Source organism: Streptomyces spectabilis (assembly GCF_008704795.1).
In the GTDB taxonomy this organism is placed as follows: domain Bacteria; phylum Actinomycetota; class Actinomycetes; order Streptomycetales; family Streptomycetaceae; genus Streptomyces; species Streptomyces spectabilis.
In genome coordinates this window covers 8163041-8175865 of record NZ_CP023690.1, presented here as the reverse complement: position 1 = coordinate 8175865, position 12825 = coordinate 8163041, and the positions used below count along the sequence as shown (strand labels likewise).

General features: G+C 75.4%; 1 protein-coding gene. It reads right to left on the bottom strand.

What is annotated here, in order from left to right; all coding sequences use genetic code 11:
* Positions 1–44: 44 nt before the first annotated feature.
* Positions 45–12701, bottom strand: a complete 12657-nt coding sequence (locus tag CP982_RS42750; protein ID WP_229879608.1) for a type I polyketide synthase — start codon at positions 12699–12701, stop codon at positions 45–47.
* Positions 12702–12825: the final 124 nt, after the last annotated feature.

The following is a 12825-nucleotide window of genomic DNA, read 5'->3' as shown; positions in this document are numbered from 1 at the left end:
CGCCCCCACCGGCCGGTGGGGGCGGGGCCGTCGTGCTGGACCGCTCAGAGCCGTTCCAGCCACTCCTCCACGGCGCGCGCCGTGCTGCGGGAGTGCTCCTCCATCACCGTGAAGTGGGTGCCGGGCACGTCCACGGTGGAGTGCTCCAGCTTCCAGGACGGGCGCCAGTCGTAGTCCTTCGTCCACTCCATGAGCGGCTCGCCCGCCCGGACCAGGAGCGTGGGCGCCGCGACCTCCTCGGGCAGCAGGCCGAGGAACATGTAGCGGGCCATGGCGGTCACCCAGGCGTCGCCCCAGTCGTTGTCGTCCGCGCCGGGCACCGAGTCGTAGCGGTCGCTGAGCTGTTCGCCCATCGCGGCCGCCATGTCGCCGAGCGCCTTCTCGTCGACGTAGGTGTCGACGAGCACCACACCGGCTGGCCCGGCGCCCCTGCGCTCCAGCTCCCGCGCCACGGCGTGCGCGACGAGACCGCCGGAGGAGTGCCCGGACAGGACGTACGGCTTGTCGCCGACGTGCCGCCGCACGGTGTCGGCGTGCAGCCGCACCAGCGCCTCCTTGTCGGCGGGCAGCAGCTCGCCCTCCAGGAAGCCGGGGTGCGTGATGACGCTGACGTCGCGCCGGTCGCGGAAGTACGCGCCGAAGCGGGCGTAGTCGTAGGCGCTGGAGCGGCCGACGTACGAGGTGAACAGGACCAGGGCGGTCTCCTCCACCCCTGCCGCGGCGCGCGCGAGGGTGAACGGGGCGCGCGGGGCGCCGAGTTCGGCCTCGTCGGTGAACGAGGCGCGGAACCGCGCCATGGTGCGCAGCAGCGGGATCAGGTCGTCGGCCCGGCCCTGCCGCGCGGCCTCGTCGTACAGCTCGGCGAGGCCGGTCGCGGGCCGGGGCGCGGCCGGGGCCGCGGCCGGCGCGGGCTCCTGCCGGACCGGCAGCGGACGCCGCGCCGCGCGCGCGGCCTCGCTCCCGGGCCGGTCCGCCGGGGGCAGGGCCTGCTCCAGCTCCTGCGCGAGGCGCTCGGCGAGGGCCCTCGGGGTGCGGTTCTGGAAGACCAGGGTCGCGGGCAGCCGCAGGCCGGTGGCGGCCGTGAGGCGGTTGCGCAGCTCGACGCCGGTGAGGGAGTCGAAGCCGAGCTCCAGGAAGCCCCGTTCGTCCTCGACGCGGTCGGCGGAGGCGTGGCCGAGGACGGCCGCGGCCTGGTCCCGTACCAGCGCCCCGAGCAGTTCGGCGCGCTGGGCGCCGGAGGCCGCCGCGAGGCGGCGTGCGAACGCCTCCGCCTCGGACGCGGCGGCCCCTGCGGCGGTGCGTCGGGCGGGCACCCGCACCAGGCGCCGCAGCAGCGGCGGCACGGCGTCGCCCCGGTGCGCGCCCGCCCGCAGGGCCGCCGTGTCCAGGCGGACGGGCAGCAGCAGCGGCGCGCCGAAGCGGCGGGCGGCGTCGAGGAGTTCGACGCCCTCCGTGGACGACAGCGGCAGGACGCCGCCGCGCGAGATGCGGGTGCGGCGGGCCTCGTCGAGGTGGCCGGTCATCTCGCTGCTCTCGGCCCACAGGCCCCAGGCGAGCGAGGTGGCGGGCACGCCCCGGGCGCGCAGGTGGTGTGCGAGGGCGTCCAGGAAGGCGTTGGCCGCCGCGTAGTTGCCCTGGCCCGGGCTGCCGAAGGTGGCGGCCGCGGAGGAGAACAGGACGAACTCCGCCAGGTCCTGCCCGGCCGTCAGCTCGGCGAGGTGCAGGGCCGCGTCGAGCTTGGGCCGCAGGACGGCGTCCACGCGCTCCGGCGTCAGGGACGTCACCAGGGCGTCGTCCAGGACTCCCGCGGTGTGCACGACGGCGGTCAGCGGGTGCGCCGCCGGGACCGTGGCGAGGGTCGCTGCCAGGGCGTCGCGGTCCGCCGCGTCGCAGGCGACCACGCGGGCCTCGGCGCCGAGGGCTTCGAGCTGTGCCACGAGGGCGGCGGCGCCCGGCGCGTCCGGGCCCCGGCGGCTGGTCAGGAGCAGCCGGCGGGCGCCGTGCTCGGCCACCAGGTGGCGGGCGACGAGGGCGCCGAGGGTGCCGGTGGCGCCGGTGATCAGGACCGTGCCCTCGGGGTCGGGGGTACGGGCTTCCTGCGGCTCCCCGGCTCGCGGGGCCGTCGCGGGCACCAGGCGCGGCGCGAGCAGCGCCCCGTCGCGCACGGCCAGCTGCGGCTCGTCCAGGGCCAGGCCGTGGGCGAGCAGGGCGGCGGCCGTCCTGCCGTCGGCCCGGTCGTCGGTGCTGCCCAGGTCGAGCAGCACACAGCCCGCGCCGTCCGGGCCGCCCGCCTGCTCCGACCGGGCGGAGCGGGCCAGGCCCCAGACCGCGGCGTGCGCCAGGTCGGGCACGTCACCGCCGTCGGTGGCCACCGCGCCCCGGGTCACCAGGACCAGGCGGGTGGCGCCGAGGCGCGGCTCGGTCTGCCAGGTCTGGAGCAGGCCGAGCGCCCGGTGCAGGGCGGCGCGGGCCCGGGCCGCGGTGGCTTCGGCGGCCGCGTCCGGGTCGGGTCCCGGCGCGAAGGTGACGAGCACCGCGTCGGGCGCTGCCGCACCGGCGGCGAGGGCCGCGCCGAGCGCGTCGACGTCGGCGTAGGCGTCCACGCGGGCGCCGGACGCGGTGAGTTCGGCGCCCGCCTTCAGGTCGTCGGGGCCGACGGTGGCCCAGGTCAGGGCCGTGGCGTCGGCCGGGCCCGAGGGCAGCGGCGTCCATTCGACGCCGAACAGCGCCTCGCGCCGCCCACCGCCGGAGGCCGCGCGCAGCTGCTCGGGGGCGACCGGGCGCAGTTCCAGGGAGTCGGCGCGGGCGACCGGCGCGCCGGTGTCGTCGGCGAACAGCAGGGCCACGCCGCCGGACGCGGCGGGGCACACCCGGACCCGCAGCACGGTCGCACCCCGCGCGGCCAGGGAGACACCGGTCCAGGCGAACGGAAGGCGCACCCCGTCCGTCTCCGCGAAGGGGGCGAGGGCCACGGCGTGCAGGGCGGCGTCGAGGAGCGCGGGGTGCACGCCGAAGGAGCGGGCGTCGCGGTGGGCGCTCTCGGGCAGCCGCACCTCGGCGTAGACGGCGTCGTCCGCCGAGTCCCGCCAGGCGGCGCGCAGCCCCTGGAACGCCGGGCCGTAGGCGAGCCCGCCCTCGGCGAGGCCCTCGTAGAACCCGTCGAGGGGCACGGCTTCGGCGCCCTCGGGCGGCCACACGGCCAGGGCCGGGTCCGTCTCCTCGTACGCGGTGCCGGCGAGGGTGCCGGTGGCGTGCCGGGTCCACGGGGCGTCGGTGGCGCCCTGGGCCCGGGAGGAGACGGTCAGCGGGCGGCGCCCGTCGGTGTCGGGGGCGCCGACCAGGACCTGGAGCGTGACGGTGTCGTCGCCGTCGACGACCAGCGGCGCCTGGAGGGTGAGTTCCTCGACGAGCCCGCAGCCGACCTCGTCGCCCGCGCGCAGCGCCATCTCCACGTACGCGGTGCCCGGCAGGAGCACGGTCCGGCCGACGGCGTGGTCGGCGAGCCAGGGGTGGGTGCGCCGGGAGAGCCGTCCGGTGAGGACGTACTGGTCGGCGTCGGCGAGCTCCATCCGGGCGCCGAGCAGCGGGTGCCCCGCCGCCTCGATGCCGACGGAGGCCACGTCGCCCGCTCCCGCGGCGGCGGGCTCGGGCCAGTAGCGCTCGCGCTGGAACGCGTACGTGGGCAGGTCGAGGGTGGTGCGGGCGCCGGGCAGGAGCGCCGCCCAGTCGAGTTCGGCGCCGTGGACGTGGGCCGCGGCGAGGGCGGCGAGCAGCCGCTCGGGGCCGCCCTCGTCGCGGCGCAGGGAGCCGAGCGCGACGGCGCTGGTGTGCGCGGCGGCGTCGATGGTCTCCTGCACCGGGACGGTGAGCACCGGGTGGGGGCTCATCTCCAGGAACAGGCCGTGCCCTTCGCCGAGCAGACCGCGCGTGGCCTGCTCGAAGAGGACGGTGTGGCGCAGGTTGCGGTACCAGTACCCGGCGTCCATGGGGACGTCCAGCCAGGTGCCGGTCAGCGTCGAGTACAGCGGAATCTCGGCCGCCTTCGGGGTCACCTCCGCCAGGGCCTCGCCGATCCCGGCCTCGATCTGCTCCACGTACGAGGAGTGCGAGGCGTAGTCCACCGGGACGGTGCGCGCCCGGACGCCCTGTTCGGCGCAGCGGGCGACCAGCTCTTCGAGGGCTTCGGGGTCGCCCGCGACGACGACCTGGGACGGGCCGTTGACGACGGCGATCTCCACGCGGCCCGCCCAGTCCGCGAGGAGCGTCTCGGCCTCGGCCTTCGGCAGGACGAGGGAGACCATGCCTCCCTGGCCGGACAGTTCGCGGATCGCCCGGCTGCGCAGGGCGACGACGCGGGCGGCGTCCGGCAGGGAGAGCACGCCCGCGACGCACGCGGCGGCGATCTCGCCCTGGCTGTGGCCGACGACGGCGGCGGGCTTCACCCCGGCCGCCTGCCACACCGCAGCCAGCGACACCATCACGGCGAACAGGACGGGCTGGACCACATCGACGCGGTCGAAGTTCTCGCCGCCCAGCTCCTCGGTGAGGTCCCAGTCCACGAACGCGGACAGGGCGTCGGCGCACTCCCGCATCCGCGCGGCGAACACCGGGCTGGCGTCCAGGAGTTCGCGGGCCATGCCCGCCCACTGCGCGCCCTGGCCGGGGAAGACGAACACCGGGCGGACCGTGCCGCCGGGGGCGCGGCCCACGACGACGTCACGGCCCTCCGTGTCGCCCTGCGCCAACCGGTCCAGGGCGGCGAGGAGTTCCGGGCGCCCGCGCCCCCGCACCACGCCGCGGTGCTCGAACCGCGAGCGCGCCACGGCCAGGGACAGGCCCACGTCGGCGAGGTCGGCGTCCGGGTGCGCGAGCAGGTGCTCCCGCAGCTGTCGCGCCTGGGCCCGCAGCGCCTGCGGGGTCTTGCCGGACAGGGCGAGGGGCACCAGGCCGGGGACGACCTGCGGCGCTTCGGCGGTCTCGGGCGCGGCGGCCGGGGCGGCGGCCTCCGGTGCCTCTTCGAGGATGACGTGCGCGTTGGTGCCGCTGATGCCGAAGGAGGAGACGCCCGCGCGGCGCGGCGCGCCGTCCGCGCGGCCGGGCCAGTCCCGGCTCTCGGTGAGCAGCTCCACTCCCCCGCCGGACCAGGCGACTTCGGGGGTGGGGGCGTCCACGTACAGGGTCTTCGGCAGCACACCGCGGCGCATCGCGAGGACCGTCTTGATGACGCCGCCGACTCCGGCGGCGGCCTGGGTGTGGGCGATGTTCGACTTCAGCGAGCCAAGCCACAGCGGCCGGTCGGCCGAGTGCTCCTTGCCGTAGGTGGCGATGAGGGCCTGTGCCTCGATGGGGTCGCCGAGGGTGGTGCCGGTGCCGTGCGCCTCGACGGCGTCCACGTCGGCCGCGGTCAGGCGGGCGTCGGTGAGCGCGGCGCGGATGACGCGCTGCTGGGACGGGCCGTTGGGCGCGGTCAGGCCGTTGCTGGCACCGTCCTGGTTCACGGAGGAGCCCCGCACGACCGCGAGGACGGGGTGGCCGTTGCGGCGCGCGTCCGACAAGCGCTCCAGGACGAGCATGCCGACGCCCTCGCCCCAGCCGGTGCCGTCGGCCGCCGCGGCGAACGACTTGCAGCGGCCGTCGGGGGCCAGGCCGCGCTGGCGGCTGAACTCCGCGAACGAGGTGGGCGTCGGCATGACGGCCGCGCCGCCCGCGAGCGCCATCGCGCACTCGCCCTGCCGCAGCGCGCGCACGGCCAGGTGCAGCGCGACGAGCGAGGAGGAGCAGGCGGTGTCGACGGTCACGGCCGGGCCCTCGAAGCCGAAGGAGTACGAGAGGCGGCCGGAGGCGACGCTGGCCGCGTCGCCGGTCATGACGTAGCCCTCGACGCCTTCGGCGCCGTGCAGCGTGGTCGAGTAGCCCTGGGTCGACAGGCCGACGAACACGCCCGTGTCGCTGCCGCGCACGGTGGCGGGGACGATGCCCGCGCGCTCGAAGGCCTCCCAGGACGTTTCCAGGAGGAGCCGCTGCTGCGGGTCCATGGCGAGGGCTTCGCGCGGGTTGATGCCGAAGAACTCGGAGTCGAACTCGTCGGCGTCGTGGAGGAAGGCGCCGGTGGTGACGTAGGTGAGCCCCTCGTCGCCGTCGGCTCCGTCGAGGTCGGCCGAGGCGGCGACGTCCCAGCCGCGGTTCACGGGGAAGCCGGTGAGGCCGTCCTCGCCCGCGAACACCATGCGCCACAGGTCCTCGGGCGAGCGTACGCCGCCCGGATAGCGGCAGCTCATGGCGACGATGGCCACGGGCTCGTCGCCGACGCCGACGCCGTTGACAGCCGCGGCGGCCGGGGCGGCGGGTTCCGGGAGCGAGCCGAGGAGTTCGCCGCCCAGGTGGGCGGCGAGGGCGACCGGCGTGGGGTAGTCGAAGACGAGGCTGGCGGGCAGGCGGAGCGCGGTGGCGCCGTTGAGGCGGTTGCGCAGCTCGACGGAGGTCAGCGAGTCGAAGCCCAGCTCCTTGAACGCCTTGGCGGCGTCCACCGATTCGAGCGACGGGTAGCCGAGGACGGCGGCGACGTTGTCCCGGACGACGTCCACCAGGGCCTGCTCGCGCTCCTGCGCCCCGAGCCCGGCGAGGCGCTCGGCCAGCGACTCCTGTCCGGCCCCGGCCGTGCCCACCTGGGCGGCGGCCCTGCGGACCTGGGCCCGCACGAGGCCGCGGAACAGCGGTGGCACGTCCGCGCCGAACTGCTGCCGCAGGACGTCGAGTTCCAGCTTCATCGGCACGAGGGCGCCGTCGGCCTGGGCCAGCGCCGCGTCGAACAGGGCGAGGCCCTCGTCAGCGGACAGGGCCGCCACGCCCGCACGGTTCATGCGGTCGATGTCACCGTCGGCGAGGGCTCCGGCCATGCCTCCCTGGTCGGCCCACAGGCCCCACGCCAGCGAGGTCGCGGGCAACCCCAGCGCACGCCGGTGCTGGGCCAGAGCATCCAGGAAGGCATTGGCGGCCGCGTAGTTGGCCTGCCCCGCGCTCCCCAGGACACCGGCGGCGGAAGAGAACAGCACGAACGCCGACAGGTCCAAGTCGGCCGTCAGCTCATGCAGGTTCGCGGCCGCGTCCACCTTCGGCCGCAGCACCGTGTCCAGACGCTCCGGCGTGAGCGACGTCAGGATGCCGTCGTCCACGACACCCGCCACGTGCACGACCGCGCTCAGCTCGCCACGCACCTCGTCCAGGAGCGCGGCCAGCGCGTCCCGGTCGGCGACATCGCACGCGGCGATGCGTACGCGCGCGCCCAACTCCTCCAGCTCCGCACGGACCTCGCCCGCGCCGGGCGCGGCCTCACCGCGTCGCGAGACCAGCAGCAGATCCCGTACGCCGTGCACACCGGCCAGGTGCCGCGCCACGACCCGGCCCAGACCACCCAGAGCACCCGTCACCAGGACCGTGCCCTCGGACGCGAGACGGGGCGGCAGGGTCAGCACGACCTTACCGACGTGCTTCGCCTGGCTCAGATACCGGAACGCCTCCGGCGCCCGCCGCACATCCCACGCCGTCACCGGCAACGGCTCCAGCACCCCCCGCTCGAACAGGGACAGGATGTCCGCCAGCATCTCGCGGATGCGGTCGTGTCCGGCGTCGATCAGGTCGAAGCTGCGGTACGTGACTCCGGCGTGTTCCGCGGCGATGGCCTCGGGGTCGCGGAGGTCGGTCTTGCCCATCTCCACGAAGCGCCCGCCACGCGGCAGCAGCCGCAGTGAAGCGTCCACGAACTCCCTCGCCAGGGAGTTGAGGACCACGTCCACGCCCCGGCCCTCAGTGCCTTCGACGACCGAGGCCTCGAAGTCGAGCGTGCGGGAGGAGGCGATGCGGGAATCGTCGATGCCGAGGCCCCGCAGGACGTCCCACTTCCCGGCGCTCGCGGTGCCGTACACCTCGGCGCCGAAGTGCCGGGCCAGCTGCACCGCGGCCATGCCCACACCACCGGCGGCCGCGTGCACGAGGACCGACTCGCCCGCTTCCAGACCGGCCAGGTCCCGCAGCGCGTAGTACGCCGTGAGGAACACCGTCGGCACCGACGCGGCCCGGGCGAAGGACCAGCCCTCGGGGATCCGCGCCAGCATGCGCGCGTCCGCGACCGACAGCGGGCCGAAGGCCCCCTCCAGGAGACCGAGGACCCGGTCGCCGACTTCGAGGCCGCTCACCTCCGAGCCGACCTCGACGACGACACCGGCACCCTCGGTGCCCATCACCGCGTCGCCCGGGTACATGCCCAGGGCGATCAGCGGGTCACGGAAGTTGACACCCGCAGCACGCACCTCCACGCGCACCTCACCGGGGCCCAGCGGCCTGCCTCCGGACACGTCGGCGTCCTCGGCGACGGGCAGCAGCGCCAGGTTCTCCAGGGTGCCCTTCCCGGTCACGCCGAGCTGCCAGTTCTCACCGGCGGGAGCCACGAGCGCGCCGCCGCCAGCGCGCGTCAGGCGCGGGGCCCACACCACGTCCCCGCGTACGGCGACCTGCGGCTCGTCGAGCGCGAGGAGGGCCGGCACCTGAGTCAGCGACGCCGCCGAGCCGTCGACGTCGACGAGGGCGAGGCGGCCCGGGTTCTCCGACTGCGCGGACCGCAGCAGACCCCACACCGGGGCGTCCACCAGACCCGCGGTCGACACCACGTCACCCGCGCCCACACCCACGGCACCGGACGTCACCACGACCAGACGGGAGTCCTCCCCGCCCTCGAAGGCCAGCCACTCCCCCACGACGCCGAGCGTGCTGTTCAGGGAGGCGCGCACCGATACGGCCGTACCGCCCGCGCGTTCCCCGCCGACGCACGTGACGAAGACGGACTCCGGTACGGGAGTCCCGCCCTCGACCGCCGCGGCGAGGGCCGCGACATCCGCGTAGGCCGCCACCGTCGCGCCGATGCCCTCCAGAGCGCCCCGCAGACCCAACTCGTCCGCGCCCAGGACGGCGTACACGCCACCGGCCGTCACGGAGGACGCGGGTACCACACTCCAGTCGACCCGGAACAGGGAGTCGTCGCGGCCGCCCTGTACGGCGCCCGCGTCGGGCGCGGCGATGGGCCGCAGGACGAGGGAGTCCACGGCGGCGACCGGCTGCCCCGCGGTGTCGGCGACGGTCATGGCCACGCCGTCCGTTCCGGCGGCGGTCAGGCGGACGCGCAGCGCGGAGGCGCCGGTCGCGTGCAGGGACACACCGGTCCAGGAGAAGGGCATGCGGCCCTGCTCGGTGTCGGACACGAACGTGCCGAGGCCCAGCGGGTGCAGCGCGGCATCGAGGAGCGCCGGGTGCAGGCCGTACGCACCGGCCTCCTCCCGGTCCGCCTCCGGCAGCGCGACCTCCGCGAAGAGCGCGTCGTCGCGCCGCCAGACGGACCGCAGGCCCAGGAAGGCCGAGCCGTAGCGGAACCCGGCGGCGACCAGGCTCTCGTACAGCTCCTCGGTGTCGGCCCGCTCGGCGTCGGCGGGCGGCCACTGGGCGAGGTCGGCGTCGGCGGGGCGGGCCGCGGGGGCGGGGGCGAGCGTGCCGGTGGCGTGGCACAGCCAGGGCTCGTCGGACCACAGGTCGTCGGCGGACACGTGCTGGGGCCGCGAGTAGAGGTTCACCGGGCGGCGGCCGAAGGCGTCGGCGGCGCCCACGGCGAGCTGTATCTGCACGCCGCCGCGCTCGGGCAGGACGAGGGGCGCCTGGAGCGTCAGCTCCTCCAGGTGCGCGCAGCCGACGCGGTGTCCGGCGTGCAGGGCGAGTTCGACGTAGGCCGTGGCGGGTAGCAGGACGGTGCCCGCGAGGGCGTGGCCCGCGAGCCACGGGTGGGTGGCGAGCGACAGCCTGCCGGTGAAGAGGTAGCCGTCCATGTCGGCGAGGGCGACGGCGGCGCCGAACAGCGGGTGGTCCGCCGGGTTCAGACCGGTGGCGCGCGCGTCGCCGACGCCGCCGACGGCGGGACGCGGCCAGTACCGCTGGTGCTGGAAGGCGTACGTCGGCAGCTCGACGCGGCGCCGGGACTCGACCGGGGCGTACAGCGGCGCCCAGTCGACGGTGGCGCCGCGTACGTGTGCCTTGGCGAGGGCCGTGAGGAACGTGTCGGCCTCGGGGCGGTCCTTGCGCAGCGCTCCGACCAGGCCCGCCTGTGCGGCGGGGTCGGTGAGCGTGTCGTGGGCCATCGCCGTGAGCACGGAGTCCGGGCCCAGCTCCAGGAGCGTCGAGACGCCGAACTCGGTGAGGGCGTTCAGGCCGTCGTGGAAGCGGACGGCTTCGCGGATGTGCCGCACCCAGTACTCGGGGTCCTTCAGCTCGGTGGGCCGCGCCAGTTCACCGGTGAGGTTGGAGACGACCGGGAGCGTCGGGTCCTGGTACGTCAGGCCTTCGGCGACCTTACGGAAGTCGTGCAGGGCGGGGTCCATGAGCGGGGAGTGGAAGGCGTGCGACACCTTCAGCCACTTCACCTTCCGGCCCTCGCCCCGCAGGGTCTGCTCCAGACCCTCCAGCACCACACGGTCGCCGGAGAGCACGATCTGCTCCGGGCCGTTCACGGCCGCCACGCCTACGCGGTCCGACACGTCCGCCAGCAGCGGCAGGACGTCGGCCTCCGCGATCTGCACGGCCAGCATCGCGCCACCTTCAGGCAGCGCCTGCATCAACCGGCCCCGGGCCGCGACCAGTTGCGCCGCATCCTCCAACGACCACAGCCCGGCCACATACGCAGCAGCCAGCTCACCAATGGAGTGACCGCCCACGACCTCCGGGCGTACGCCGACGGACTCGACGAGACGGAACAGGGCGACTTCCATCGCGAACAGCGCGGGCTGCGCGTATCCCGTCTGCTCAAGCAGCCCCGCATCCGTACCGAACATCACGCTCTGGAGCGAACGTTCTATCCACGGATCAATATGAGCACACACCTCGTCCAGCGCATCCGCGAAGACCGGGAACGTCTCGTACAACTCCCGGCCCATCCCGATCCGCTGACTGCCCTGACCGGTGAACAGGACGGCCAAGCGGCCCTCGGCGACCGCGCCCGACACGACGTTCTGGCCGCTGCCGCCGGAGGCGATCGTCTCCAGGCCCGCGAGGAAGTCGGCGCGGTCGTCTCCGAACACGACCGCGCGGTGTTCGAGCGGCGACCGGCCCGAGAGGAGCGACCAGCCCACGTCCACGCTGTCCAGGCCGGTGTCGGCCGTGACGTGCTCGCGCAGCCGCTCGGCCTGCGCCCGCAGCGCCTCCTCGCTACGGCCGGACACCAGCCACGGCACCGCCGTGACCGGAGCCACCGGCTCCACACGCTCGGCAGACTCCTCGACCGGCGCCTGCTCCACGATCACGTGCGCGTTCGTGCCACTCACGCCGAAGGACGAGACGCCCGCGCGGCGCGGGCCGCCGTCCTCGCGCGCGGCCCACGTACGGGACTCCGTAAGGAGTTCGACGGCTCCGGCGGACCAGTCGACGTGGGTGCTCGGGCGGTCCGTGTGCAGGTTCTCGGGCAGGACGCCGTGGCGCATGGCCATGACCATCTTGATGACGCCGGCGACGCCCGAAGCGGCCTGGGTGTGGCCGATGTTGGACTTCACCGAGCCGAGCATGAGGGGCCGCTCGGCGGGCCGGTCCTGGCCGTACGTGGCAAGCAGGGCCTGCGCCTCGATGGGGTCGCCGAGGACCGTGCCGGTGCCGTGGCCCTCGACGGCGTCGATGTCGCCGGTGGCGAGGCGGGCGGCGGCGAGGGCCTGGCGGATGACGAGCTGCTGGGAGGGGCCGTTGGGAGCGGTGAGGCCGTTGCTGGCGCCGTCCTGGTTGACGGCGGAGCCCCGTACGACCGCGAGGACCTCGTGACCGTTGCGACGGGCGTCGGACAGGCGCTCCAGGGCGAGGACGCCGACGCCCTCGCCCCAGCCGGTGCCGTCGGCGGCGTCGGCGTACGGCTTGCAGCGGCCGTCACCCGCGAGACCGCCCTGGCGGCTGAACTCCGCGAACGCTCCGGAGGTCACCATGACCGCGACGCCACCGGCGAGCGCGAGGTCGCACTCGCCCTGCCGCAGGGCCTGCGCGGCCAGGTGCAGCGCCACGAGGGACGACGAGCAGGCGGTGTCGACCGTCACCGCGGGGCCTTCGAGGCCGAACACGTACGACAGGCGGCCGGAGATGACGCTGGAGACGTCGCCGGTGAGCAGATAGCCGTCGACGCTGTCCGGGGACGCCATGAGGGCGGGGCCGTAGCCCTGGGCGGTGGCGCCGACGAACACGCCGGTGCGGCTGCCGCGCAGCGAGGCCGGGGGGATCCCGGCCCGCTCGAAGGTCTCCCAGGTGGCTTCCAGGAGGAGCCGCTGCTGCGGGTCCATGGCCATGGCCTCGCGCGGGGAGATCCCGAAGAAGGCGGCGTCGAAGTCGCCCGCGTCGTGGACGAAGCCGCCGCCGCGCTCCGGGCCCTCGGGCGTGCCGTCGCCGGTGCGCCCGGCGAGCGCGTCGACGTCCCAGCCCCGGTCGGTGGGGAAGGCCGAGAGCGCGTCCCGCCCGTCGGCGACGAGCTGCCACAGGTCCTCGGGACCGCGTACGCCGCCGGGGTAGCGGCAGCTCATTCCGACGATGGCGATGGGCTCGGGCTCCTCCGCCTCCACTTCGCGCAGCCGCTGGCGCGTCTCGTGGAGGTCGGCGGTCACCCGCTTGAGGTAGTCGAGGAGCTTTTGCTGGTCCGCCATCGGAAACTCACCTGTTCGCGTAGTCACAGAAAAATCGCGCAGCAACGAATGCGCGCAGTAACGGAAGAACCGCGCTGAGGGGGGCCGACCGGGCCGGTGCCCCGGCCCGGTCGGCCGGTTTCGG